The organism is Niveibacterium terrae (genome assembly GCF_048213115.1).
In the GTDB taxonomy this organism is placed as follows: domain Bacteria; phylum Pseudomonadota; class Gammaproteobacteria; order Burkholderiales; family Rhodocyclaceae; genus Niveibacterium; species Niveibacterium terrae.
Genome location: NZ_CP172404.1, coordinates 1,904,593 through 1,930,587 on the forward strand (window position 1 = coordinate 1,904,593; position 25,995 = coordinate 1,930,587).

At 65.0% G+C, this 25,995-nt stretch carries 21 protein-coding genes; 10 read left to right on the forward strand and 11 right to left on the reverse strand.

Translation table 11 applies throughout. The features are described 5' to 3' along the window. Window positions 1-93: 93 nt before the first annotated feature. From ACHFB9_RS08820 to ACHFB9_RS08840, 5 genes are all read right to left on the reverse strand, one after another. Window positions 94-1,026 (reverse strand): dihydroorotate oxidase, encoded by a 933-nt coding sequence (locus ACHFB9_RS08820; protein ID WP_417071211.1) that lies wholly within the window; start codon window positions 1,024-1,026, stop codon window positions 94-96. A 101-nt stretch (window positions 1,027-1,127) separates the two neighbouring features. Further along, window positions 1,128-2,081, reverse strand: coding sequence for a CysB family HTH-type transcriptional regulator (locus ACHFB9_RS08825; RefSeq protein WP_417071213.1), 954 nt, complete (start codon window positions 2,079-2,081; stop codon window positions 1,128-1,130). A gap of 19 nt (window positions 2,082-2,100) precedes the next feature. Further along, the gene (cysW, locus tag ACHFB9_RS08830) at window positions 2,101-2,982 is read right to left on the reverse strand and encodes a sulfate ABC transporter permease subunit CysW (protein ID WP_417071215.1); all 882 of its coding nucleotides are present in this window, start codon (window positions 2,980-2,982) and stop codon (window positions 2,101-2,103) included. Further along, window positions 2,982-3,851, reverse strand: coding sequence for a sulfate ABC transporter permease subunit CysT (gene cysT, locus ACHFB9_RS08835; RefSeq protein ID WP_417071216.1), 870 nt, complete (start codon window positions 3,849-3,851; stop codon window positions 2,982-2,984). The genes cysW and cysT overlap by 1 nt, the downstream gene beginning before the upstream one ends. Before the next feature lie 9 nt (window positions 3,852-3,860). Beyond that, on the reverse strand, window positions 3,861-4,871 hold the full coding sequence (locus tag ACHFB9_RS08840) for a sulfate ABC transporter substrate-binding protein (RefSeq protein WP_417071218.1): 1,011 nt from the start codon (window positions 4,869-4,871) through the stop codon (window positions 3,861-3,863). A 175-nt stretch (window positions 4,872-5,046) separates the two neighbouring features. On the opposite strand from ACHFB9_RS08840, the gene ACHFB9_RS08845 reads away from it, so the two are divergent. Continuing rightward, entirely contained in the window at window positions 5,047-6,222 is a 1,176-nt protein-coding gene (locus ACHFB9_RS08845) for a GGDEF domain-containing protein (protein ID WP_417071220.1), read from the forward strand. Window positions 6,223-6,234: 12 nt separating this feature from the next. Here ACHFB9_RS08845 and ACHFB9_RS08850 read toward each other — a convergent pair whose 3' ends face one another. From ACHFB9_RS08850 to cphA (ACHFB9_RS08860), 3 genes are all read right to left on the reverse strand, one after another. Further along, entirely contained in the window at window positions 6,235-6,513 is a 279-nt protein-coding gene (locus tag ACHFB9_RS08850; protein WP_417071222.1) for a hypothetical protein, read from the reverse strand. Window positions 6,514-6,605: 92 nt separating this feature from the next. Continuing rightward, window positions 6,606-9,176: a cyanophycin synthetase gene (gene cphA / locus ACHFB9_RS08855; protein ID WP_417071223.1), complete on the reverse strand. Its 2,571-nt coding sequence runs from the start codon at window positions 9,174-9,176 to the stop codon at window positions 6,606-6,608. A 56-nt stretch (window positions 9,177-9,232) separates the two neighbouring features. Next, window positions 9,233-11,416: a cyanophycin synthetase gene (cphA, locus tag ACHFB9_RS08860; protein ID WP_417071225.1), complete on the reverse strand. Its 2,184-nt coding sequence runs from the start codon at window positions 11,414-11,416 to the stop codon at window positions 9,233-9,235. A gap of 431 nt (window positions 11,417-11,847) precedes the next feature. Between cphA (ACHFB9_RS08860) and ACHFB9_RS08865 the strand changes: the two genes are divergently transcribed. Together ACHFB9_RS08865 and ACHFB9_RS08870 are read left to right on the forward strand one after the other, a co-directional pair. Next, window positions 11,848-14,064: an ABC transporter transmembrane domain-containing protein gene (locus ACHFB9_RS08865; protein WP_417071227.1), complete on the forward strand. Its 2,217-nt coding sequence runs from the start codon at window positions 11,848-11,850 to the stop codon at window positions 14,062-14,064. A gap of 7 nt (window positions 14,065-14,071) precedes the next feature. After that, window positions 14,072-14,536 carry a DUF1854 domain-containing protein gene (locus ACHFB9_RS08870; RefSeq protein ID WP_417071229.1) on the forward strand — a complete coding sequence of 155 codons (465 nt, stop codon included), beginning with the start codon at window positions 14,072-14,074 and terminating at the stop codon, window positions 14,534-14,536. A gap of 94 nt (window positions 14,537-14,630) precedes the next feature. Here ACHFB9_RS08870 and ACHFB9_RS08875 read toward each other — a convergent pair whose 3' ends face one another. Both ACHFB9_RS08875 and aat read right to left on the reverse strand, forming a co-directional pair. Beyond that, complete coding sequence (locus ACHFB9_RS08875; protein WP_417071231.1) at window positions 14,631-15,368, reverse strand: arginyltransferase; 738 nt, start codon at window positions 15,366-15,368, stop codon at window positions 14,631-14,633. Continuing rightward, a complete protein-coding gene (gene aat / locus ACHFB9_RS08880) occupies window positions 15,365-16,090 on the reverse strand; it encodes a leucyl/phenylalanyl-tRNA--protein transferase (RefSeq protein ID WP_417071233.1) in 726 nt (241 codons plus the stop codon). The genes ACHFB9_RS08875 and aat overlap by 4 nt, the downstream gene beginning before the upstream one ends. 157 nt (window positions 16,091-16,247) lie before the next feature. Between aat and ACHFB9_RS08885 the strand changes: the two genes are divergently transcribed. Then, window positions 16,248-18,260 carry a M3 family metallopeptidase gene (locus ACHFB9_RS08885; protein WP_417071235.1) on the forward strand — a complete coding sequence of 671 codons (2,013 nt, stop codon included), beginning with the start codon at window positions 16,248-16,250 and terminating at the stop codon, window positions 18,258-18,260. A 1-nt stretch (window position 18,261) separates the two neighbouring features. After that, window positions 18,262-20,034, forward strand: a complete 1,773-nt coding sequence (locus ACHFB9_RS08890; protein WP_417071237.1) for a M61 family metallopeptidase — start codon at window positions 18,262-18,264, stop codon at window positions 20,032-20,034. Between the two features lie 65 nt (window positions 20,035-20,099). On the opposite strand, the gene ACHFB9_RS08895 is transcribed toward ACHFB9_RS08890, so the two are convergent. Next, window positions 20,100-20,918 carry an outer membrane protein assembly factor BamD gene (locus ACHFB9_RS08895; protein WP_417071238.1) on the reverse strand — a complete coding sequence of 273 codons (819 nt, stop codon included), beginning with the start codon at window positions 20,916-20,918 and terminating at the stop codon, window positions 20,100-20,102. Between the two features lie 10 nt (window positions 20,919-20,928). Between ACHFB9_RS08895 and rluD the strand changes: the two genes are divergently transcribed. The 5 genes from rluD (at window position 20,929) to ACHFB9_RS08920 (ending at window position 25,909) form a co-directional block, all read left to right on the forward strand. Further along, window positions 20,929-21,879, forward strand: coding sequence for a 23S rRNA pseudouridine(1911/1915/1917) synthase RluD (gene rluD / locus ACHFB9_RS08900; protein WP_417071239.1), 951 nt, complete (start codon window positions 20,929-20,931; stop codon window positions 21,877-21,879). Beyond that, window positions 21,876-22,616: a peptidoglycan editing factor PgeF gene (pgeF, locus tag ACHFB9_RS08905; RefSeq protein ID WP_417071240.1), complete on the forward strand. Its 741-nt coding sequence runs from the start codon at window positions 21,876-21,878 to the stop codon at window positions 22,614-22,616. Before rluD ends, pgeF begins: the two co-directional genes overlap by 4 nt. A gap of 69 nt (window positions 22,617-22,685) precedes the next feature. Next, entirely contained in the window at window positions 22,686-23,093 is a 408-nt protein-coding gene (locus ACHFB9_RS08910; protein ID WP_417071241.1) for a polyhydroxyalkanoate synthesis regulator DNA-binding domain-containing protein, read from the forward strand. A gap of 72 nt (window positions 23,094-23,165) precedes the next feature. Further along, window positions 23,166-24,512, forward strand: a complete 1,347-nt coding sequence (gene rimO, locus ACHFB9_RS08915) for a 30S ribosomal protein S12 methylthiotransferase RimO (RefSeq protein WP_417071242.1) — start codon at window positions 23,166-23,168, stop codon at window positions 24,510-24,512. Beyond that, window positions 24,509-25,909 (forward strand): FAD-binding oxidoreductase, encoded by a 1,401-nt coding sequence (locus tag ACHFB9_RS08920; protein ID WP_417071243.1) that lies wholly within the window; start codon window positions 24,509-24,511, stop codon window positions 25,907-25,909. Before rimO ends, ACHFB9_RS08920 begins: the two co-directional genes overlap by 4 nt. Window positions 25,910-25,995 lie beyond the last annotated feature (86 nt).

The following is a 25,995-nucleotide window of genomic DNA, read 5'->3' on the forward strand; positions in this document are numbered from 1 at the left end:
ACCGAGGCGTAGGCCGCTTGCCGGCGCTCCGTTCAGCGGCTTCGCTCCCAAAAAAAGCCCGACATCGCGGTCGGGCTTTTTGCTGGACGACGATCAGAGCGTCTTGAGCCTGCCACGGACTTCGTCAATGCTCGCGTAGCCCTTGCGTTCGAGGATCGCGGCGAGTTCCGCGTTGAGGCGGGCGAAGATGCCCGGGCCTTCTTCTTGCAAGGCCGTTCCGACCTGGACCAGCGAGGCGCCTGCCAGCAGGTGCATGAAGATGTGCTCGCCGCTGCGCACGCCGCCGCAGCCGATCACGCGCTTTTCGGGGCAGCGACGGTGGAAGGCGTTGACGTTCGCCAGCGCCGTCGGCAGCACATAGTCGCCGCCCAGGCCACCGAAACCGTCCTTGGGCTTGATCACGACTTCCTCGCGCTCGATGTCGATGACCAGCGCATTGCCGACCGAGTTGATGCAGGTGATGAACGCGACCGCCGGGTAGCGGTTCAGGACTTCGGCGGCCAGATCGAAGTGGGCGATGTCGAAATAGGGCGGCATCTTGACGCCGAACGGGCGGTCGTACTCGGCCGAGACGGCCGCGAGCATACGATCCATCGCGTCGAAGTCGTAGGCGATCTGCGGTTTGCCCGGCACGTTGGGGCAGGAGAGGTTCAGCTCGACGATCGCCGGCAGGGCGGCGTCGCGGATCGCCGCGACCATCGCGATGTTGTCGTCGAGCGAGAGGCCGGCGACCGACATGAACAGCGGCTTCTTGCTGTAGTCGTGGGCCTTCGCGTAGTCGAGGTAGTAACCATAGCCCTTGTTGGGCAGCCCCATCGAGTTGATGCTGCCCAGAGGCGTCGCGACATAGCGCGGTTCGGGATTGCCGGTGCGCGCCTCGCGCGTGCAGCTCTTCGTGACGAGGCTGCCCGAGGCGCTCGCGAGCAACGAGTTGAGCTCGTCCTTGTCGAAGCAGCGCACGCCCGAGGCGTTGAACAGGGGGCTGGCGAAAGTCTGGCCCAGGAAGGTCGTGGAAAGAGTGGTCATGGGGGCTCGGTCGATGTATTCAGTGAAACCCGCCCATGATAGCAAGCCACGGCTCCCGCTTGCCCGCTCGCGCGTGCAAACCGGGCCGGGAAGCGATCTTTTCAGATCTCTTCCTCGCCGTCCTGGCGCCCACCATGAACGAACCTGTCGAGCTCGCTGTCGGTCACATTCGGTGCGATCAGCCGGATCAGCTCGCGCGCGAAGCCGCGCAGATAGCCGCCGCGGCGCACGCCGACCCGTGTCGTGTTGAGCGGGAACAGGTGGCCGGCCGAGAGCCTGACCAGACCGCGGTCGCGTTCGGCGTCGAAGGCCATCGACGCGGTGATGCCGATCCCGAAACCTGCTTCGACGTAGGCCTTGATCACGTCGGCGTCGATTGCGGTCAAGACGACGTCGGTCTCGATTCCGGCGGCCGTGAACGCGGCGTCTATCTTCGAGCGCCCGGTGAAACCCTGCTCGTAGGTGACCAGCGGATAGGTCGCGATCTGCTCGAGCGTCAGCTCGCCATCGGCGACGCCGGCGAGCGGATGGTCGGCGGGAACGATCACGCTGTGTTCCCAGCTGTAGGCCGAGACGGTCAGGATGTCGGGGTGTAGATCCAGCGCCTCGGTGGCCATGCCGATGTCCGCTTCGCCGCGTGCGACGAGCTCGGCGATCTGCTGGGGGCTCGCCTGGTGCAGCGCGAGGTGGACTTTCGGGTAGCGTTGCTTGAAGGCGCGGACGACGCCGGGCAGCGCATAACGGGCCTGGGTGTGGGTCGTCGCGATCGACAGCTGGCCATAGTCCTGGTTTGCGAACTGCTCCGAAATCTTCTTCAGGTTGCGGATGTCGAGCAAGACGCGCTCGATGACCGGTACCAGCTGGCGGCCCGGATCGGTCAGCCCGGTCAGGCGCTTGCCGCGCCGTTCGAAGATCTCGACACCCAGCTCGTCTTCAAGCTCCTTGATCTGCTTGCTGACCCCGGGCTGAGAGATGTAGAGCGTATTCGCGACTTCGGTCAGGTTGAAGTTGCGGCGTACCGCTTCGCGCACGAAGCGCAGTTGAGACAGGTTCATTATCTTCCCGTGGAATCGTTCAGCGCGGTAGAGGTTGGGGCTCGGAGGGCTGGCCCGCGGGGTCTTCCGCCGGGAGCAGCCTCCATTCGATCAGGCTCTTCAGCGCCAGAGTGAAGAGTCCGAGCAACGCGAGCAGCGAAGCGGTCGCAAAAGCTGCCGCGAAGTTGTACTCGTTATAGAGAATCTCGATATGCAGCGGCAGCGTGTTGGTCAGGCCGCGCACATGGCCCGAGACGACGCTGACGGCGCCGAATTCGCCCATCGCGCGGGCGTTGCAGAGGATTACGCCGTAGAGCAGGCCCCAGCGGATGTTGGGCAGGCTCACCCGCCAGAAGACCTGCCAGGCGTTTGCGCCCAGCATCACCGCGGCTTCCTCGGCATCGTTGCCCTGGGCTTCGATCAGCGGGATCAGCTCGCGGGCGACGAAGGGGAAGGTCACGAACACGGTCGCCAGCACGAGGCCGGGCACCGCGAACACGAGCTTGATGTCATGCGCCGACAGCCAGGGGCCGAACCATCCCTGGGCGCCGAAGAGCAGGATGTAGACGAGGCCGGAGATCACCGGAGAGACCGAGAAGGGCAGATCGATCAAGGTGATCAGCAGGCTCTTGCCGCGAAATTCGAAGCGGGCGATCGCCCAGGCCGCGGCGACGCCAAAGACCAGATTGCTCGGCACCGAGATCGCCGCGACCAGAAGCGTCAGGCGGATCGCCGAGAGCGCGTCGGGCTCGCTGATCGCGGCGAAATAGGTATCCAGCCCCTTGCGGAAGGCCTCGTGGAAGACGGTCGCCAGAGGCGCGACCAGCAGAGCGGCGAGCAGGAGCAGCGCCTGCGCGATCAACAGCCGCCGGATCCAGGCGGGCTCTTCGGTGGCGAGCGCGATTGGGGAATGGCGATTCATCAGATGCGTCCTTGCGCGTTGCCGTGGCGGCGGCTGGCCCAGGCTTGCAGCGAGTTGATCGTGAAGAGAATTACAAAGGAGCAGACCAGCATCACCGATGCGACCGCGGTTGCGCCCGTGTAGTCATACTGTTCGAGCTTGGTGATGATGATCAGCGGCGCGATCTCGGACACCAGAGGGATGTTGCCGGCGATGAAGATCACCGAACCGTACTCTCCGACCGCGCGGGCAAAGGCCAGAGCGAAGCCGGTCAGCAGCGCCGGAGTCACATGCGGCAGGATGATCCGGCGGATCGTCTGCCCGCGTGAAGCGCCCAGCGTCGCGGCGGCTTCCTCGGTTTCGCGCTCCAGATCTTCCAGAACGGGTTGCACTGTGCGGACGACGAAGGGCAGGCCGATGAAGACCAACGCGATCAGAACGCCCAGAGGTGTGTAGGAAATCCGTATTCCGAGTTCGGAAAAATAGCGGCCTATCCAGCCGTTGGGCGCATAGATCGTCGACAGCGCGATTCCGGCGACCGCGGTCGGCAGCGCGAAAGGCAGATCGACCAGCGCGTCGATCAGGCGCCGGCCGGGGAAGCGGTAGCGGACCAGGACCCAGGCGATCAGAACTCCGGCCAGTGCGTCGATCAGGCCGGCGGCGAGCGAGGCGCCAAAGGACAGGCGGAATGCCGCGATCACCCGTTCGGAGGCGATCGCGGCGATGAAATCGCTCACGCTCAGGCTGGCCGCCTTGACGAAGACGCCCGCGAGCGGGATCAGCACGATCAGGCTCAGATACAGCACGCTGAAACCCAGAGTCAGGCCGAAGCCGGGCAGCACGCTGTAGCGTTTGCCCAGCACTGCCGGGAAGTGCGCTGATCCGCTCATGACCCGCCCTTACTGTTTCTTCAGGTAGATCTGGTCGAACTGACCGCCGTCGGCGAAGTGAGTCGCCTGGGCCTTGCGCCAGCCGCCGAACACGTCGTTGATCTTGAACAGCTTGACCGGCGCGAAGGTCTTCGCGTACTTGGCGGCGATCTTCGGATCGATCGGACGATACCAGTTCTGGGCCGCGATCGTCTGGCCTTCCGGCGAGTACAGGTACTGCAGATAGGCTTCGGCGAGCTTGCGCGTGCCGTGCTTGTCGGCGACCTTGTCGACGACGGAGACCGGAGGCTCGGCGAGGATGGAGATCGACGGCGTCACGATGTCGAACTTGTTCGGGCCGAGCTCCTTGACCGCGAGATAGGCTTCGTTCTCCCATGCGATCAGCACGTCACCGAGCCCGCGTTCGGTGAAAGTCGTCGTTGCGCCCCGCGCGCCGGAGTCGAGCACCAGCACGTTCTTGTACAGCCGGCCGACGAAGTCACGGGCTTTCGCGTCGGAGCCGCCCGGCTGCTTCAGTGCGTAAGCCCAGGCGGCCAGATAGTTCCAGCGCGCGCCGCCGCTGGTCTTCGGGTTAGGCGTGATCACGCCGATGCCCGGCTTGACGAGATCGTTCCAGTCGTGGATTTTCTTCGGGTTGCCCTTGCGAACCAGGAACACAATCGTCGAGGTGTAGGGCGAGCTGTTGTGCGGGAGCCGGGCCTGCCAGTTCTCGGGCAGCAGTCCCTTGTCGGCGATCGCGTCGATGTCGTAGGCGAGGGCGAGCGTGACGACGTCGGCTTCGAGCCCGTCGATGACGGTTCTGGCCTGTTTGCCCGAGCCCCCGTGCGACTGCTTGACCGCGATGGCCGCCCCCGTCTTCTGCTTCCAGTACTTCGCGAAGGCGGTATTGAAATCCTGGTAGAACTCGCGGGTCGGATCGTAGGAGACATTGAGCAGTTCGTTGCCAGCCAGCGCGGGCTGCGAGGACAGAGTCAGCGTGGCGGCAGCCAGCAAGCTCAGCGAACGGGTCTTCAAAGACATTGAATATCTCCTTCAGGGTATTTGGATGACCTGGTAATGATATTGAAAGTTATATCAAGGGCGAACCAAGCTTTTGTTCGATCCAAATAACTAAAGCTTTGGCGGAATAAAAGCAGCTGTAGCAGGATAAAATGCGATTTTGAGCATTTTTTGCGTTTGCCGGGAAGGGTAACCGTTGTTCTCCGATCTGAGTCTCGTGCTGTTTGTGACCAGCGCGATCGCACTGACGCTGGGCTTGGGCATGCTCTTCGTGCGTCGAAGCTTCTCCCAGGCCTTCGCGGATATCGCGCCGCTCGCCTGGGCGAGCCTGTGCTTTGGTTTTTGCTGCGCCGCTTTCGCGGCGAACCAGAAGTCCGATTCCGCTGTGACGCTCTGGCTTCTGCTGGGCGTCTTCTTCGCCCATGCCTGCGCGGCCTTCTTTCACCTGACGCTGTGCATGCTGTTCGAGCGTCGCTTTCACGTCGGAAGGTTGGTGCTCGCTGCGGCCCTTGCCTGGCTGGCGGGGCTTGGCTTCGTCTTTTGGCTGCCCAATGCCTTCTGGTGTTTCATCAGCTTTGGTTCAGGGCTGCTGCTGATGCAGGCCTTGAGCCTGGTCGAGATCTTCCGTCACTGGCGGGCGAGGCGGAACCTCGGTTCCCGGCTGATGCTGATCCTGACGGCAATCCTGGCACTGGCGATCGCGCTCCGCCTTGGGCTGGGTGCCTGGAACTGGCGGGGAGTCGATGAGACGGTCTGGCGCTTCTCGGTCGAGGCCATCCTCTTTGCCGTCGTCGCCTCCGCCTTCATCTCGCTGCTGCTGATCTGCACGGTGTTGATCAGCCAGCGCGCGCTGGTTCAGCTGCGTGCAACCAGCGCTCGCGAGGACATCCTGACCCGACTCGCGAATCGCAGTGCGATCGTGGACATCCTCGATGACGAGCTCGATCGTTGCGGTCTCAGCGACAGTCCGTTGAGCCTGCTGCTGATCGAGATCGACAACTACCGCCAGTTCTGCGACTGGTATGGCTCGGCGCTCGGCGACCGGGTTCTCGTCCATGTCGCCCAGTCCCTGCAGGGAAGGTTGAGGCCGGGAGACCGGATCGGGCGCTGGGGAGAGGCGAGTTTTCTGATCGTGCTGCCCGGCTCGGGAGCGAAATATGCGCTGCACTGCGCGCGCAGCCTCGTGCACAACCTGCGCTACTACGGTTTCCAGGTCGGATCGCTGGCGCTGGACCTGTCGGTCTGCTCGGGGCTCGCAACGTCGCGCTGCAGCGAGACCCGGCGCGAGGCCTTGATCTCGGAGGCGGAAAAGTCGCTGCAGCTCGCCTGCGGCCGGATCGATGGACTCGGTCCGCTGATCGAACTCGACTGAGCGGCCGTCTTTTCAGGGGGTGTCGAGGATCTCGAAGGGAATGGTCCAGCCGTCGGGGGAGTCGTAGAGCGGCAGACCGCCCAGGCGTCGGGAGCATTCGTCGACGAGCACTCCAGCCTGGCAGATCATCGTTCTGAGGTTCAGCGCGACGGCTTCCCTGTTCTGGATTTCGCTGTGGGTCAGGGCGCTTGCGATCTTCTTCGCGCCGAGCAGCAGCCGGGCGGTGTCGGCAACCATGTCGGCGATTTCCTGCTCTGTGGCCGCTGCAAGCGAGGGGGTGGGAGTGTTCATCGTGGCTCTCCGGGGGGACGGGCAGTATCGCGCGAAATCCGTGGCCTGTGTTGCCGTAAAACCGGCCGGAAGGACTCCGGCCGGTTTTGCGTTCAGACTTCGGCGACCCGCTTCGCGATATGGGCCAGCGCTTCCTCGACCTGATCGATCAGGATCAGGCACAGATCGCCGGGCTGGAGGCGGCCGAGCGCGGAGTCGATTGCGACGAATTCGCCGCGGATCTCGTCGACGGCCTTGACCCGGTTCGCGCCAGCGAGACCTTCGCGCAGCAGGCCTAGCACTTCACCGTCAGCGCGGCCGCGTTGACAGGCGTCCTGATAGAGGATCACGTCGTCGAAAGCTTCGCCGAGGATGCGGGTCTGGCTGCGGATGTCCTCGTCACGTCGGTCTCCTGCGCCGCTGATCACGACGCTGCGGCGTTTGGCCGGCAGATTCTCGATCGCCTTGACCAGCGCGATGATCGCATCCGGATTGTGGCCGTAGTCGGCGATCACGGTCGCGCCGCGATAGTCGAAGAAGTTGAAACGTCCGGGCGCCGTTGCCGCGTCATTGACGAAGCTCGCCAACCCTTGGCGAATCGTATCCCAGGGGATGCCCAGAGCCCAGGTCGCGGCGATCGCGGCCATCGCGTTCTCGACCTGGAAGCGGATCTTGCCGTCGCGGGTGATCGGAATCCCGGAGAACGGAATCACGATGCGCTGCGCGCCTTGCGCTGCGACGATCGCATCCTTCTCGACATAGACGACGCGCAGGCCCTGGGCGCGGCGCGTGGACAGGATCGGGTGCTTCGCATCGAAGGCGAAGAAAGTCACCGAGCCGGGGCAGACGCTGGCCATCGACGCGACATTGGGGTCCTCGGCGTTGAGCACAGCCGTGCCATCGGGGGCGACATTCTCGACGATGACCCGCTTGACGACCGCGAGGTCCTCGACCGTCGTGATGTAGTTCAGGCCCAGGTGATCGCCCATACCGATGTTCGTGACGACCGCGACATCGCAGCGGTCGAAGGCCAGGCCTTCGCGCAGGATGCCGCCGCGCGCGGTTTCGAAGACCGCCGCATCGACGTCCGGGTGCATCAGGATGTTGCGGGCGCTGCGCGGACCGCTGCAGTCGCCGGTGTCGATGCAGCGTCCCTCGACATAGACGCCATCGGAGTTGGTCATGCCGACCCGCTTGCCGCTGGTGCCCAGGATGTGCGCGGTGAGCCTGACTGTCGTCGTCTTGCCGTTCGTGCCGGCGACCGCTACGACCGGAATCCGGCCGTCCGAGCCATCCGGGTAGACGAGGTTCACGATCGCCTTGCCGACGTTGCGACCCTTGCCGAACGAGGGCGACAGGTGCATGCGCAGACCGGGCGCCGCATTGCATTCGACGATGCCGCCGCTCTGCTCTTCGAGCGGTTTGAGCACGCTGTCGCAGACGACATCGACGCCGCAGATGTCCAGACCCACCATCTGGGCCGCGGCGACCGCGCGGGCCGCCACTTCCGGGTGTACGTCGTCGGTGACATCGGTCGCTGAGCCGCCGGTCGAGAGGTTCGCATTGTTCCTCAGGATCACCCGCTTGCCCTTGGGCGGAACCGAGTCGGCCGTCAGATCCTGCAGCGCGAGGCGACCCAGAGCGATGTCGTCGAGGCGGATCTTCGTCAGCGAAGTCGCGTGGCCGGAGCTGCGGCGTGGATCGGTATTGACCTGATCGACCAGCTGGCGAATCGTATGCACTCCGTCGCCGATCACGCTGGGCGGGTCGCGGCGCGCGGCGGCGACGACCTTGCTGCCGACCACGAGCAGGCGGTAATCGCTGCCGGGAAGATAGCTCTCGATCATCACGTCGTCGCGAAATTCGGCCGCCGTCGCATAGGCCGCGTTGAGCTGCTCGCGGGTCGTTACATTGACCGTGACGCCCTTGCCCTGGTTGCCGTCGCGCGGCTTGACGACGACCGGGCCGGCGATCTCCTGCATCGCGACCCAGGCATCGTCGATGTCTTCGACCGAGCGGCCGCGCGGCACCGGAACTCCGGCCGCGTCGAGCAGCTTCTTGGTCAGTTCCTTGTCCTGGGCGATCGCTTCCGAGATCGCGCTGGACAGATCGGTCTCGGCGGCCTGGATCCGGCGCTGCTGGCTGCCCCAGCCGAACTGGACGAGGCTGCCGTCGGTCAGGCGGCGGTAGGGGATGTTGCGAACGATCGCTGCTTCGACGATCGATCCGGTGCTGGGCCCGAGGCGCACGTCTTCATCGAGATCGCGCAGCTGGGCGAGCGCGTCGGCGAGTTCGAAAGCGGTGTCGGCGATCGCCGACTGGCACAGCGCGAGCGCGAGCTCAAACGCGAGACGGCCGACGGCCTCTTCGCTGTATTCGACGGTGACCTGGTAGATGCCCGGTTCGACGGTCGCGGTCGTGCGGCTGAAGGTGACCGGGCAACCCGCCTGGGCCTGCAGGCCCAGTGCCGTGAACTCGAGCGCGTGCGCGAGCGAGATGTTCTCGCTGTGCCCGGTCGGGTGCAGCAGGCCGAGTTCCGGAAAGCGCGCGCGCAGCCGGGTTTCGAAACCCGGGATCTGGTCTATCGAGCGCTCTTCGGGCGTGCAGCTGACGATCGCTTCGATCGAGGTGTGCCGACTCCACAGGTTGGGGCCGCGAAGCGCGCGGATACGAGATACTTCCATCTGGCTAAGTCCTGAAAGGCGCGGCCGGTGGCCGCGCTCGTGATATCGGAGAGCGATCAGTGGGTGCCCGAAGTGCTCGACGCGGTTTCGAAAGTTTCGACTCCGGCGCGAACCAGATCCTCGGAGATTCCCAGAGCCCAGGCGGTCGCGATCGCCGCGAGCATTGCGGCGGGGGCAACCGGCGCCTGTCCGATCCGCACCTTCTCGACCGTTGCGAGATCGGTCAGCTCAAGCTCTTCTTCGCCGGTCGCCAGCACGATGTTCTCGCCGCGCAGGTAGACCGCGCGCCCTCCGCCTTGCAGATGGGGCTGGAGCGCAGGCGCTTGCGGATCGAGGCTGTAGAAGACGACTTCGCCATCGCACAGCGGCGCCATCGCGACGACCTGCTCGTCCTGGGCGTTGAGCACCGCGGCGCCATCGGGCAGCACGATATCGATCTGGGTGCGCAGCACCTTGAACATCTGTTCGTCGTCGCGCACATAGTAGGCGGAGAGCTCGGGAGAGAGTTCCAGAGCGGTCACCACGCCGACCTGGCAGCGATCGTAGGCGAGCCCCTCGCTGAGGATGGACTCGGCGCTGTTTTCGAACACCGCCGCATCGACCTGGCGGTTCATCAGTACGCGCCGGGCGGCATCGACATTGGCACGATCGGCTTTCTCGACCTGACGGCGGGCGAGGAAAAGCCCATCGCGGCAGGCCAGGCCGACAAAATTGCCGTTCAGGCGAAGCAGCCAGGCGACAAGGCGGGCGATCGCGGTCGTATGCTGCGAGCCGGTGATGCCAACGACCGGAATGCGGCCGTTCTCGTCAGCGGGGAACAGGTGATCGACGATCGCCTGACCCACCGGCTGGCCCGGCCCGTCAAAGGGCTTGATGTGCATCAGCAGGCCGGGGCCGGCATTGACTTCGACGATCGCGCCCTTCGTCTCGGCGAGCGGGCGCGAGATGTCCTCGGTCACGAGGTCGACGCCGGCGATGTCGAGACCGACGACGCGGGCAGCCAGCGATACGGCTGCAGCGACATCGGGATGGACCTTGTCGGTGACGTCGACGGCGACGTTGCCGTTGCGCTGGATCAGCACGTCAAGGCCGGCCTCCGGAATCGATTCGGGCGTCAGGCCGCGGCGGGCCAGATCCAGCACGATGGCCGGATCTTCGTCGACGAGGATGCGGTTGAGCGGGAAATCCTCGGTCAGACCGCGGCGCGGGTCGGTGTTCAGCTGAAGGTCGATCAGCGTGCGAATCGTGTTCTTGCCGTCGCCGACGATCGAGGCCGCTTCGCCTCCGGCCGCAGCGATCATCTTGCCGCCGACCACGAGGAGCCGGTGCTCGTCGCCGTGGATGCAGCGTTCGACGATCACGTCGCTGCCTTCCGGTTCGGCCAGCGCATAGGCGGCTTCGACGTCTTCACGGGTATTGAGGTCCAGCGAGACGCCGCGGCCGTGGTTGCCGTCGACCGGCTTGATCACGACAGGCAGCCCGATGTCCTCGGCCGCTTCCCAGGCCTCGGCGGCGCTGTGCACGATCTCGCCTTCGGGAACCGGAACGCCGCAGGACTGCAACAGCCTCTTGGTCAGATCCTTGTCGCGCGAGATGCCTTCGGCGATCGCACTGGTCTGGTCGGTCTCGGCGGTCCAGATCCGTCTCTGGCGCGCACCGTAACCGAGTTGAACCAGATTGCCTTCGTTGAGTCTGATTGCGGGGATTTTGCGCGCAGAGGCGGCATCGACGATGCTGGCCGTGCTCGGACCGAGGTAGCGGTCATCGACGAGCTCGCGCAGCTTGGCGAGCGTTGCTGCGACATCGAAGGGACGGTCCTCGACCGCGGCGAGCACCAGCTCGCGGGCGGCCGCGAGGGCCGCGCGGCCGACGTGCTCGTCGCGGGCCCGGAACACGACCTTGTAGATACCTTTCTCGGGTGTGCTGCGGGTCTGGCCGAAACCGGTCGGCAGTCCGGCCTGGTTCTGCAGCTCGATAGCGACGTGTTCGAGAACGTGACCGATCCAGGTCCCGTCCCTGAGGCGTTCGATGAAGCCTCCGCGCTCGCCGATTCCGCAGCGATGTTCGATCAGGCCAGGAAGCCAGGCTGTCAATCTATCCGTGAAGCCGGGCAGAGTGTTCGACGGCGCTTCCTCGAAAGCGCCGATATCCACCCAGGCTTCGATGATCGGGCGATAGGTCCAGATATTCGGTCCGCGCAGGTGCGTGACCCTTAGAAACGTTATTTCTTTCTTTGTCATCTTCAGTTTTGACCTGCTGGCCTTGGCGACACGGTTGGCCAGAGTTTCTTCCGATCAACGCGCCTGGCATCGTTCGGTTGACCCATGGGCACACCGGGCATTGTACGAGAGGATGACGGAAGTCGGTTCGCGGAGCGGAAAAGAACGCTTCGTGCCGGCAATGAGACAGGCTCTCGCTGGGCAGAATTTCTGATCAGGGGGCTGGAGTATACTTGGCTCTGGCGATACCGGGCTATTTGGCGCGGTATCGATGTCAAACTCTGGCCATGGCATGCTGGACCGTGTGCACCGCTTTGCCTGAGCGGTGCCGGGCGGATGCCGATTCCCGGGATGTACCGGGGCGGGGTTTTCCCCGTGCCTCGAAACCTCATGTGATGACCTCAGATAAACTTTCCGTTGCGGATTCCGGCGCGGGCCGCAGTCCTTCCCGCTTGCCTCCCCACTGGCTGCACCGACTCGGCGACAGACTCGAAGCGGATGAGCGGATCGTCGCCTGGCTGCAGATCGATCTCGATCCCGCGCTGCGCTTCTCCGAAGGCCTGCTCGTGCAGACCGACCGTCGCCTGCTCGCCTGGCAGGCCGGGGAGAGCCAGTGGCAGGTTTGGCCCTTGGGCGAGGGGCTGGAGCTTCTGCATACGGATTACGCCGGTGTGGGCAGCCTTGAGCTGCGCGAAGGAGGCCGCCGTCTCGGGCTTTGGCGCTACACGCTCGCGCACAACATCCTCGCGCTGCGGTTGATCGAGGCCTTCGAAGAGGCACAGGCGAACCTCTGCTCGGGCGCAGCGCAGCGCCCGCCTTCGGTCGCGGCCTGCCCGAACTGCAAGACCCCTCTCGAACCCGGCCAGGAGGAGTGCCCGATCTGCACTCGCGAGCTGCTGACTCCGCCTTCGACCTGGACCCTGTTCCGGCTCTGGCGCTTCGCAAGGCCCTACCAGGGTCAGCTCTTGTCCGGTTTCCTGCTGATGCTCGGCGCGACCGCGGCGACCCTGGTTTCGCCCTATCTGTACATGCCGCTGATGGACGATGTGCTGATTCCGTTCCAGAACGGCCACCGCATCGATCCTTCGGTCGTTGCGCTCTATCTGGGCGGGCTGTGCGCCGCCTCCGTCGTCTCCTGGGCCTTGGGCTGGGGCAAGACCTACATCCTCGCGCTCGCCTCCGAGCGGATCAGTGCCGACCTGCGCACGAGCACCTATGAGCACCTGATGCAGCTCTCGCTCGAATATTTCGGCGGCAAGCGCACCGGCGATCTGATCTCGCGGATCGGTTCGGAGTCGGACCGGATCAGCGTCTTCCTGTCTCTGCACCTGCTCGACTTCCTGTCCGACGTGCTGATGCTGGCGATGACCTCGGTCATCCTGTTCCGGATCAATCCCTGGCTTGCGCTGATCACGCTGCTGCCTCTGCCCTTCATCGCGTGGATGATCCACATGGTGCGCGACAAGCTGCGCACCGGCTTCGAGAAGATAGACCGGGTCTGGGGCGAAGTGACGAATATCCTCGCCGACACGATTCCCGGGGTGCGCGTCGTCAAGGCTTTCGCCCAGGAAAAGCGCGAAGCGAAGCGTTTTCGCGAAGCAAACCGGCACAACCTGCTGATCAACGACCGGCTCAACCGGACCTGGTCGCTCTTCACGCCGACGGTCTCCTTCCTGACCGAAGTGGGCCTGCTGATCGTCTGGGCTTTCGGCATCTGGCAGGTCTCCCATCACGACATCACGGTCGGTACGCTGACCGCCTTCCTCGCCTATATCGGCCGCTTCTACAGCCGGCTCGATTCGATGAGCCGTATCGTCTCGGTGACCCAGAAGGCGGCGGCGGGCGCGAAGCGGATCTTCGACGTGCTCGATCACGTCTCGAACGTTCCCGAGCCGACCCAGCCCGTGCACCTGGAGCGGGTCAAGGGCGAGATCGACATCCGCGACATCGGTTTTCGCTATGGCAACCGCGCGGTGATCCGCGGCCTGTCGCTGAACATCCAGCCCGGCGAGATGATCGGTCTGGTCGGCCACAGCGGTTCGGGCAAGAGCACGCTGGTGAACCTGATCTGCCGCTTCTACGACGTGACCGAAGGGGCGATCCGGATCGACGGGGTCGATACCCGCTCGCTGACGCTGGCCGAGTATCGTCGCAACATCGGCCTGGTCCTGCAGGAGCCTTTCCTGTTCTTCGGGACGATCGCCGACAACATCGCCTACGGCAAGCCCGATGCGACGCGCAGCGAGATCATCGCGGCGGCGCGCGCCGCCCATGCCCACGAGTTCATTCTGCGCCTGCCCCAGGGCTACGATTCGCTGGTTGGCGAGCGCGGCCAGGGCCTCTCCGGCGGCGAGCGCCAGCGCATCTCGATCGCCCGGGCGCTGCTGATCAACCCGCGGATGCTGATCCTCGACGAAGCGACTTCATCGGTCGATACCGAGACCGAAAAGGAGATCCAGCGCGCGCTGGACAACCTGGTCAAGGGGCGGACGACGATCGCGATTGCGCACCGGCTGTCCACGCTGCGCAAGGCCGACCGGCTGGTCGTCATGGATCGCGGCCAGATCGTCGAAGTCGGCAGTCACGACGAACTGATGGCGCGCGAAGGCGCGTATTACCGTCTCTACCAGGCGCAGGCTCGCAATGCCGAAGCGCTGCTCGAACAGTGAGGGCGCGATGAGCGACTGGAAACTCGAACGCAATGCCTTGGGCCGCCTGGTCATGATCGACGCGCAGGGGGAGCGCCACGAGAACGTGGTTCCGGCGCGCGCCTTCCCGATCGCGGCGCCCGAAGAGAATGTCTCGCTGCTGAGCCAGGACGGTCACGAGCTTGTCTGGATCGAGCGGCTCGCCGATCTTCCTGCTGAACTGCGCGGCGAGATCGAGACGGAGCTCGCCGCGCGCGAGTTCGTGCCCGAGATCCGCGCGCTGAAACGGGTGTCGACGTTTGCGACGCCCAGCACCTGGACCGTCGAGACCGACCGGGGCGAGACCAGCTTCATCCTGCGCGGGGAGGAGGACATCCGCCGCCTCGCCGAGAACATGCTGCTGATCGCCGACAGCCACGGCATCGAATTCCTGATCCGCGACCTGCCTTCGCTGGACCGCCACAGCCGCAAGCTGCTCGACCGCTTCCTGTAAGCTCGAAAAGGCTTAGCCGCGGATCTCGCGGAGCAGATTCAAGACTCTGAATTTATCCGCGTTTCTTCGCGTAATCCGCGGCGAGGCTTTGGCTTCAACCGAGCAGCACGAAATCGGCTTCGCTCAGCGCCCGCCAGTCACCGTCGACGCGGCCTTCGAGGCCGCGGAAGCGGCGCTTGTAGTTCATCTTGCGGCAGTCGCGTATCCAGTAGCCGAGGTAGAGATAGGGCAGGCCCAGCTTGCTGCAGACACCGGCCTGCCAGAGCACCGAGAAAGTGCCGAGGCCCGCTCTGTCCTCGGGATCGTAGAACGTATAGACGCTGGAGAGTCCATCGGGCAGGCAGTCGATGATGCTGACCATCTTCAGCCCGCCTGCGCTACGGAATTCGACGAGGCGGGTATCCACGTTGCTCTGCAGCAGAAAATGCGTGTATTGCTCGCGGCTGTCCTGATCCATCCCGCCGCCGCTGTGGCGACTCTCCTGGTAGCGCAGATAGAGCGCGTAGTGCTCATCGTTGAAGCGCAGCGGATGCTCGTGGATCTGCAGATCCTGTCCGGCCTTTAGCGCCCGCCGCTGGCTGCGGTCGGGCGAGAAGGCCTCGATCGCGATCCGGACCGGAATGCAGGCCTTGCAGTGCTCGCACCAGGGGCGGTAGGTGAAGACGCCGCTGCGCCGGAAACCGTTGCGCACCAGCTCTGCATAGAGCCGGGTGTCGATGATGTGGCCGGGGGTTGCGACCTGGGAGCGGGCGGTCCGCCCGGCGAGATAGGAGCAGGGGTAGGGCGCGGTCGCATAGAACTGCAGGAAGGGAAGTTCTCCGAGGCGGCTCATCTTTTGGCGCTCCCCCAGGCAAGGTCCTGCATCCGCGCGCTCGCCCAGCGCTCGGGCTCTCCTGACGCATGGGCGGCGAGCAGAGTCTTGAACTCGGCGCGGCCGATCTCCCGTGCGCCCATCGATGCCAGATGCGCGGTCTTCATCTGGCAGTCTATGACCGCGAAGCCCCGCCGCGCCAGATCCTTCGCCAGATGAGCGAGGGCGATCTTCGAGGCGTCGTCGGCGCGCGAGAACATCGATTCACCATAGAACACTTTGCCGATCGCGATCCCGTAGAGACCGCCGACGAGCTCCCCGTCCATCCAGGTTTCGACGCTGTGTGCCCAGCCCAGAGTGAAGAGGCGCAGATAAGCCTCAAGCATCTCCGCGGTGATCCAAGTGCCGCTGGCGCCGGCGCGCGGCGCCGCGCAGGCAGTGATGAGTTCGGTGAAAGCGCTGTCGCAGCGCACTTGCGCTTCGCCTCGCTTCAGACGCTTGGCGAGTGAGCGGCTGATCCGGATCTCGTCGGGGAAGAGCACCATGCGCGGGTCCGGAGACCACCACAGAATGGGTTCTCCGCGCGAGTACCACGGGAAGATTCCGCGCCGGTAGGCTTCGATCAGCCAATCCGGGGCGAGGCTTCCTCCCGCGGCGAGCAGTCCGGCGGGATCGTCGAGCGCTCGCTCGATGTCGGGGAAGTCGGGGCGCCCGGCTTCCAGCCAGGTCAGGGTAATGGGCATCGCAAAGGCATCGGCCTGTCCGAAAAGCACCATTCTACGAGCTTGGCGCATTCGCGACTGTCAGCGTCGCGCCCTCGCTCCCGCCTCGCGGCGATTCACGGCATCATGCGTGGGGCACAAGCCCTCCTACACCTGCGTTACGACGGAGTTTCCCCCCATGTCTGTCCGCTCATCCCTGATCGCGCTCGCGCTTGGCGCGGCCCTCGTCCCGGCTCAGGCCGCCCCGAAAGTCGGCCTCGCCGGTGCCTTCGTGATTCCGGCTTCAACCGCGATTCCCGGCGTCTGCGCTTCGACGATTTCTCGCGCGCGCACCCGCATCGGCGCGCTGGAGAAGACTCCGCTCGCGAAGATCCGCGCGACGCGCCTGCTCGCCGACTGGAACGCGATCCAGATGGGGCTCGAAGACCTGAATGGTCCGCTGGGCCTCGCTGCCGAGACTCATCCCGATCCAGCCTTGAGAGCCGCGGCCGTCGACTGCGTGCTCAAGCTCTCCGCTTTCGATGGCGAGTATTACCAGAGCGAGGCGCTCTATGCGCGCGTCAAATCGGCACAGGGCAAGGATCCGGTCGAGCGTGAGAACCTCGCGCGCTTGCTCGAACGCTTCGACGAGCGCGGCGTGGGGCTGGCCAAGGACAAGAGGGCCGCGGCGCGCGCCGCTTTCGAGCGCATCGACGCTCTGGCCCAGGATTTCTCGCGCAACGTCCGCGACGAGAAGACGACGCTCGCCTTCAGTGAAGCCGAGCTCGCCGGCGTGCCCGCCACCTATCTCGCGCAGGCCAAGCGCGATGCCGACGGCCGTCTGATCGTCGGTCTCGATTATCCGGACGCCGAAGCGGTGCTCGAGAACGCGAGCGTCGAGGCGAGCCGGGAGCGTTTCTACCGCGCCTTCACCCGGCGCGGCGGCGAGAAGAATCTCGCGATCCTCGCCGAGGTCGTCAAACAGTGGCAGGTTTTGGCCGGCCTGTTCGGCGAGCCGAACTACGCTTCGCTGATCCTCAAACACCATATGGCCGGCAAGGTCGAGGCGGTTCAGGGCTTCCTCGGCGAAGTCGTCCGTCAGGTCGCGCCGGTCGAAGAGCGCGAGCTCGCCGAGCTGACCGCGATGAAGCGCGCCGAGACCGGCAAGGCCGACGCAGCTTTCCGTTACTGGGATCTGCGTTATTACGAGCAGAAGCTGCGCCGCGAACGCTTCCACGTCGATCCGGCCGAAGTGCGTGCTCAGTTCCCGGTTGATGCGACTCTGAGCTGGCTCTTCGACGTCAGCGCCCACCTGTACGGGCTGCGCTTTGAGGCGAATGGGAAGCTTCCCGTCTGGCACAAGGACGTCAAGGCCTTTGACATCTTTGATGCGAAAACTGGCGCCTATCTGTCGAGCTTCTATCTGGACCTCTATCCGCGCGATGGCAAGTACAAGCACGCCGCGGCCTTCTCGGTGCGCAGCGCGAGCCGTGCGCTCGATCGCACGCCGGTCAGCACGCTGGTCACGAACTTCTCGCGCGAAGGTTTCAGCCAGGATCAGCTCGAGACGCTGTTCCACGAGTTCGGCCACATCCTGCACGGCGTGCTGTCGCGAACCCGCTACGGCATGCTCGCCGGCACTTCGGTGCGCCAGGATTTCGTCGAAGCGCCTTCGCAGATGTACGAGGAATGGGCGCGTCGCCCTGAGTCGCTCAAGCGCTTCTCGGCGGTCTGCCCGAGCTGCAAACCGATCGACTCCGGCCTGATCGCGCGGATGGAGCAGGCGCGCAAGTTCGGTCAGGGCATCCAGTTCGCTCGCCAGTGGGTCTATGCGAGCTACGACATGAAGCTGACGACCCAGCCGTCCGGAGATCCGCTCGCCGACTGGCGGGCGATCGAGGAGAAGAGCCGGATGGGCTATGTCGAGGACACGATGTTCCCGGCCAGCTTCGGACACCTTGTGGGCGGCTATGGCGCCGGTTACTACGGCTACATGTGGTCGCTGGTGATGGCGATGGACATGGTCTCGGCCTGGGGCGATGACGTGATGAACCCCGAGATCGGCGCGCGCTATCGCCGTCTGGTTCTCGAGCGCGGCGGCGAAGTGCCGGCCCAGAAGATCGTCGAGGAATTCCTCGGCCGCAAGAGCGACTCGCGCGCCTTCTTTGACGAGATCACCGGCCAGCGCGGTGCAGCAAAGAAGGGGCTCTGAGATGGCGGCACTGCACTACACGATCCGCCCGGTCGATCCGGCGGCCCACCTGTTCGAGGTCGAACTCGAACTGGACGCACCGCAGTCCGGCATGCGCTTTTCGCTGCCGGTCTGGATTCCGGGCAGCTACATGATCCGCGAGTTCGCGCGCAACATCGTCTGGCTGCGCGCCGAAGCGGATGGCACGAGCGTCCCCATCGCGAAGACTGACAAACACCGCTGGCAGCTGGGCAAGCTGCCCGCCGGCGCGTCCAGCCTGAAGATCAGCTATGCGGTCTATGCCTGGGATCTGTCGGTGCGCTGCGCTCACCTCGACCGCAGCCACGGTTTCTTCAACGGCACCCAGGTCTTCATCGCCGTTGAAGGGCGCGAACATCAGCCGCACCGGGTCACGATCGATGCGCCGAGCGATCCGGCGCTGAGCGACTGGATCGTCGCGACCGCTCTGCCCGAAGCCGGCGCCCCGCGGCACGGCTTCGGCGACTACGAGGCCGCCAGCTACGACGAGCTGATCGACCATCCGGTCGAGATGGGGCGGCTGACCCGCTTCGAATTCCAGGTCCGCGGCGTGCCGCACGAGTTCTTCATCAACGGTGCGCACGACTGCGACACCGCAAGGCTCGCCGTCGATCTCGAAAAGGCCTGCACGGAGCAGTGCGCGCTGTTCGGCGACGCGCCTCCGCCCTTCGCGCGCTATGTCTTCCTGACCACGGTGATCGGCGAAGGCCACGGCGGGCTGGAACATCGCGCTTCGACCGCGCTGCTCGCGTCGCGGAACGATCTTCCGTGGCGCGGCATGAAGAAGCCGAGCGAGGGCTACATCGGCTTTCTGGGCCTGTGCAGTCACGAGTATCTGCACTCGTGGAACGTCAAGCGGATCAAGCCCGCGGCTTTCAAACCCTACGACCTGGCGCAGGAAAACTACACGAAGCTGCTGTGGCTGTTCGAGGGCTTCACTTCGTATTACGACGATCTGGCGCTGGTGCGCGCGGGACTGATCTCGCCGGACGAGTATCTGAAGATCGTCGCGAAGACCGTCAATGGGGTGCGCCGCGCCGCCGGTCGCAAAGTGCAGTCGCTGACCGAGTCCTCTTTCGACGCGTGGATCAAGTACTACCGCCAGGACGAGAACTCGCCGAACGCGATCGTCAGCTATTACACGAAGGGTGCTCTGGTCGCGCTGTGCCTCGACCTCGCGCTGCGCGAGAAGAGCGGTGGCGAGCGTTCGCTCGACGACGTGATGCGCCATCTGTGGGCGCAGCGCGGCGAGGATTCCGCCGGCGTCGCCGAGGACGAGATGCCGGAGATCATCCGCGCCGCGACCGGCATCGATCTGGGCCGCCTCGTGCATGCGCTGACCGAGGGCTGCGAAGAGTTGCCGCTGCAGAAGGTCTTGCACGGCGTCGGTGTCGAGCTCGCCTGGGATGCCGAGAGCGAAGCGCCGGTGCTCGGCGCGAAAACGGCGGCTGACGGCGATCAGCTGCGTCTCGTCAATGTCTATCCGGACGGTCCCGCCCACCGCGCGGGGCTTTCGGCCGGAGACACGCTGATCGCGCTTGACGGACTCAGAATCAGCGCCTCCCGGCTCGACGGGCTGCTCGCCCGTCACGCCGCCGGCGATGTGCTGAAAGTCCACGCCTTCCGTCGCGACGAGCTGATCGAGACCGAGCTGGTTCTCGCCGAGCCCGAAGCGATCAAGGCGAAGCTCAGCCTCGCCGCGCGTGCCTCGGCTCCGGTGAGGGCGCGGCGCAACGCCTGGCTGGGGCAGAGCTGATACAAGGCTCCCGCCCATAAAAAAAGCCGCTGGAGTTCAGCGGCTTTTTTCTGCGCGTGGGCTGCTCACCAGAGCTTCCACCAGGCCCTTTTCTCGGGCGTGACTTCGGCGAGGAAGACGCTCTTCGGGTAGTTCTGGATCAGGACCCGGCGCGCATCGCTGGCCAGATCGTTCATGCCCATCTTGCTGTAGCTCGAATAGAGGATAGCCAGCGCTTCCTCGGAGGCGGGCGACTGCGGGAAGCGGCGCAGCGTGACTTGGGCGCGGTTCGCGGCGGCCAGATGGGCTCCACGGTTCTGGTAATAGCGTGCGACGTAAATCTGGTACTGGGCCAGAGAATTGATCAGATAGCTCATCCTGATCTTCGAATCCTCGGCGTAGCGACTGTTCGGGAAGCGGGTCACCAGTTCCTTGAACGCGTCGTAGGAGTCCTGAACCGCTTTCGGGTCGCGCTCGCGGATGTCCTGCCGCGAAATCAGCGAGAACAGGCCCTGATCCTCGTTGAAGTTGATCAGCCCCTTCAGGTAGTAGGCGTAATCGACGTTGGGGTGGTTCGGGTGCATCTTGACGAAGCGTTCGATTGCGGCCAGCGACGAGGCAGGGTCTCCGCCCTTGTAGTATGCGTAGGCAATCTCGAGCTGGGCTTGCTGCGCATAGCGACCGTAGGGGAACTTCGCTTCGAGCTTCTCGAAGGTCTTCGCCGCGCTGTCGTACATCGCGTTGTCGAGCTTGTCTTTCGCGTCGGCGTAGATCTCTTCGGCTGTTCGCTTGTCTATTCCTTCGTCCTTGTCGGTCGAAAACCAGGAACCTAGCGTCGAACAGGCGCTGAGCGTGCTCAGCAGGACAAGGGTTGCGGCTAAACTACGCGCTCGCAAAATCGGCATCAAGGCACCCGTGGCAGGACAAAGCGTGAAGTATAACGGAAGCTCTCCCTCTGGCTTGGAATACAGACAGGTTCCTCTCGAACATGGCGGGCTCAGGCTGGACCAGTCGCTGGCCCAATTGTTTCCGGAGCATTCCCGAAACCGTCTCCAGACCTGGATCAGGGAGGGGCGAGTCAGCGTGGACGAAAAGCTCGTCGACGACCCGAAACGCAAGCTGCACGGCGGCGAAAAGCTTGCTGTCGAGCTCGTCGAGGCGCCCTCCGATCGTGCCGAAGAGGCTGAGGATATCCCGCTGACCATCCTCTATGAGGATATGGACATCATTGTGATCGACAAGCCGGCCGGCCTCGTCGTCCATCCGGGGAGCGGCAACTGGAGTGGCACTTTGCTCAACGCGCTGCTCCACCACTGCCCGAGTTCGGCGGCTCTGCCCCGCGCCGGCATCGTCCACCGTCTCGACAAGGACACCAGCGGCCTGCTGGTCGTCGCGAAAAATGAAGTCGCGCAGACCGATCTGGTGCGCCAGCTCCAGGCGCGCACGGTCAAGCGCCAATACTATGCGCTGGCGCGCGGCAGCCTCAGGCAGGGCATGCTTGTCGATGCGCCGATCGGCCGCCACCCGACCCAGAGGATCAAGATGGCCGTGCATTCGGGCGGACGCGAGGCGCGGACCCAGGTGCGCGTCTGCGAGCGTTTCGAGCGCTGCACTCTGGTCGAGTGCAGCCTGGAGACTGGCCGCACCCACCAGATCCGGGTTCATATGGCGCACCTGGGCCACCCGCTGGTCGGCGATGCGGTCTATGGCGGCAATCGCGGCGAGCCGGTCTTTCACCGCCAGGCGCTGCACGCGTGGCGGCTGGGTCTGATCCATCCGCGCACGGGCGAGGCTATGCACTGGGAGTCAGCGCTGCCCGAGGACTTCGCCGCGCTTCTGGCCGGCCTGAGAGGAGAGACGCGATGAAGAGCGGGTTCGTATTCCCTGAGTGGGCCGCTCCGGCCAATGTCCGTGCGCTTTTCACGACCCGGATCGGCGGGCACAGCCTGCCGCCCTATGCGGGCCTCAATCTGGGCGACCACGTCGGGGACGATGCCGACACGGTCGCGCGCAATCGGATGAGCCTCGCCGAGCAGCTTCCCGCCTCGCCTTGCTGGCTCAAACAGGTGCACGGCACCCGTGTCGTCGCGGCGTCCAGCCCCGCCGGCGAGGAGGCCGATGCATCGGTTTCGCGCTCGGCGGGTGAAGTCTGCGTCGTCATGGTCGCCGACTGCCTGCCCGTGCTCTTCTGCGACCGCTCGGGCACGGTCGTTGCGGCCGCTCATGCCGGTTGGCGCGGACTTGCGGCCGGAGTGCTGGACCGGACTCTGCAAGCGATGGCCTGCCCGCCGCAGGACGTGCTGGCCTGGATGGGGCCGGCGATCGGTCCCGAAGCCTTCGAAGTCGGACCCGAAGTGCGCGAAGCTTTCCTTGCGGATTCCCCTCTCGCTCAGCAGGCTTTTTGTGCTGGACAAGGGGATCGCTGGTACGCGGACATCTTCGCGCTGGCGCGTCTGCGGCTGGAGAAGCTGGGTCTCGCGCCCGCAGCGATCAGCGGCGGCGGGGTTTCGACGGTGGCCGACCCGAGCCGCTTTTACTCCTATCGCCGCGAGCGTGTGACCGGAAGGATGGCGGCTTTGATCTGGCTCGCCTCTTCGCGCTGAGCGCCTTTCGCGAGCGTGTTTCCTCTGCTGTACTCAGCTGCGCGACCGGCACGCGTTCAGGGGGGGAAGATGGCCAGGGCGGACAGACTGATCAAGAAGTACCCGAATCGCCGGCTCTACGACACGCGGACGAGCGCCTATGTGACGCTCGCCGACATCGAGGCGCTGGTGGTCAAACGCGAGGATTTCGTGGTCACGGACGCCCGAAGCGGTGAGGATCTGACCCGCGCGACCTTGCTCCAGATCGTGCTCGACGAGCAGATGGGGACCCTGACCCGCTTTCCGTCCGATCTGCTCGCGCAGATGATCCGCTCGCACAGCCGGGTTGTGCGATCGCATCCGAACGATGAGTCCGCCGCCTCGGTCCGCGACGAGCAGGGCGGCCGTGCGGAAGAGGGCGATCCGGCGCTCTCCGGTTACCCCTTCGTGCACTCGGGCTCTGTCGGCGCCCGGGCGAGGGGCCGGAGCTCGAAGTAGAATGGCGGTGTTTCCGGATCCGCCCGGCGCTTTTGTCGCGGGCGTATCCCCGTTCCCCGATACAGGATAAAGATGACGCAAAGCTCCAACTCCACGCCGACCGTAGGATTCGTTTCGCTTGGCTGCCCCAAGGCCGGGTCCGACGCCGAACTGATCCTGACCCGACTGCGCTCCGAAGGCTACGAGATCTCCGGCTCCTATCAGGGGTCGGATCTCGTCATCGTCAACACCTGCGGTTTCATCGACGCCGCGGTCGAAGAGTCGCTCTCGGCGATCGGCGAGGCGCTCGCCGAAAACGGTCGGGTCATCGTGACCGGCTGCCTGGGCGCGAAGAAGGATTCCTCCGGGCACGGGATCGTCGAGTCCGTGCACCCGAAAGTGCTGGCCGTGACCGGTCCCCATGCGACCGAGGAAGTGATGGACGCCGTCCACGCTCATCTGCCCAAGCCGCACGACCCCTTCATCGATCTGCTGCCGCCCCAGGGCGTGCGGCTGACCCCCGATCACTTCGCCTATCTGAAGATCTCGGAAGGCTGTAATCACCGCTGCAGCTTCTGCATCATCCCGTCGCTCCGCGGCGACCTCGTCTCGCGCCCGATCGGCGAGGTGATGCGCGAAGCCGAGGCGCTGGTCGATTCCGGCGTCAAGGAGATCCTGGTGATCTCCCAGGACACCAGCGCCTACGGCGTCGATGTCAAATACCGGACCGGTTTCTGGGGCGGACGCCCGGTCAAGACCAAGTTCTACGACCTGTGCAACGCGCTCGGTGAGCTGGGGGTCTGGATCCGGCTGCACTACGTCTATCCCTACCCGAATGTCGATGAAGTGCTGCCGCTGATGGCCGACGGCAAGATCCTGCCCTATCTCGATGTTCCGTTCCAGCATGCGAACCCGCGGATCCTGAAGGCGATGAAGAGGCCGGGAGATGCCGAGAACACGCTCGCGCGGATCCGCCGCTGGCGCGACGCGGTGCCGGACCTGACGATCCGCTCGACCTTCATCGCCGGCTTCCCCGGCGAGACCGAAGAGGATTTCGAGGAACTGCTCGGCTGGCTCTCCGAAGCCCAGCTCGACCGGGTCGGCTGCTTTGCGTACTCGCCGGTCGAAGGCGCTGCCGCGAACGCGCTGCCCGGTCTTCCGCCCGAGGAGATCCGCGAGGACCGGAAGATCCGCCTGATGGAGCATCAGGAGGACATCTCGACGCAGAGGCTGGAACGCCTGCTCGACCGTGAGATCACGGTGCTCGTCGACGACGTCGACGAGGAGGGCGCGGTCGCGCGCTCGATGGGCGATGCGCCCGAGATCGACGGTCTGGTGCTGATCCCCGACGGCGAAGGGCTGGAAGTCGGCGAGTTCGCGAAAGTGCGTGTCGTCGATGTCGATGTGCACGATCTGTACGCGGTTCCGGTCGAATCATGAACGATCTTCTCGCCGCCCTTTCTTCGATCGTCGGCGAGGCGAACGTGCTCCGCTCGACTGAGCAGTGCGCGCCCTATCTGAACGACTGGCGGGGGCGTTATCACGGCCGCTGTCTCGCCGTCGTCAAACCCGCATCGACCGCGCAAGTCGCGGCCGTCGTCAAGGCCTGCGCGGCCGCCTCCGTACCCATCGTGCCCCAGGGCGGGAATACCGGGCACTGCGGCGGCGCGACGCCGGACGCGAGCGGTGCCGAGGTCGTCGTCGCGCTGGGCCGGATGAACCATATTCGCGAAGTCGACGTCGGCAATTCGACGATCACGGTCGAGGCGGGCTGCACGCTCGCCGCGGTGCAGGATGCGGCCGAGGCGGCGGGACGGCTTTTCCCGCTGTCGCTGGCGGCCGAAGGCAGCTGCCAGATCGGTGGCAACCTGTCGACGAACGCCGGAGGCGTCCATGTGCTCCGCTACGGCACCGCCCGCGAGCTCGTGCTGGGGCTCGAAGTCGTGCTCGCCGACGGCGAAGTCTGGAGCAGCCTGCGTGGTCTGAGAAAAGACAATACCGGCTACGATCTGAAGCAGCTCTTCCTCGGCGCCGAAGGCACCCTGGGTTTGATCACCGCGGCGGTGCTGAAGCTCTTTCCGGCTCCGCGCAGCCGCAGCCTGGCCTGGGTGGCTCTGCCCGATCCCGTCGCCGCGGTTCAGCTGCTCGGCGACATCCGCGCGGCCGCCGGCGAGCGCCTCAGCGCCTTCGAGCTGATCAGCCGCCAAACCCTTGAGCTGGTGCTGGCCCATTGCGAAGGCGCCCGCGATCCGCTCGATCAGCCTTCGCCGTGGTACGCGCTGATCGAACTCGCGGACAGCGCGGAGGGGGCCGAGCTGGGCCCGATCTTCGAGAACGTGCTCGGCGCCGCGATCGAGATGGAGCTTGCCAGCGATGCGGTGATTGCCTTGAGCGCATCGCAGATCGAGGCGCTGTGGGCCTTGCGCGAGAACGCCGCCGAAGCCCAGAAACGCGAAGGCGTCAGCATCAAGCACGACATCTCGGTGCCGGTCAGCCGGATTCCGGATTTCCTGGAGCGGGCAGGGGAGGCGCTCGCGGCGGCCTTCCCGGGTATCCGTATCATCGCTTTCGGTCACGTCGGCGACGGCAATCTGCACTACAACTGCTTCGGGCCGGTCGAGGCGCCCTCGCTGATCGAGCAGAGCGAGAAGGTCAACCGCATCGTCTACGACATCGTCGCCGCGCTGGACGGCTCGATCTCGGCCGAGCACGGAATCGGTCAGCTCAAGCGCGACGAGCTGGTCCGCTACAAGAGTCCGCTCGAGATCGAACTGATGCGCAGGATCAAGAAGGCTTTCGACCCTGCCGGGCTGATGAATCCCGGAAAACTGCTGTAGCGGTATTCCGTCGGCGGGCTCATCGCCTGAAAGGCCGGGTTTTTGCAGGTTTTTCAGAATGGGGGGTTGACGGAACCGGGATCTCA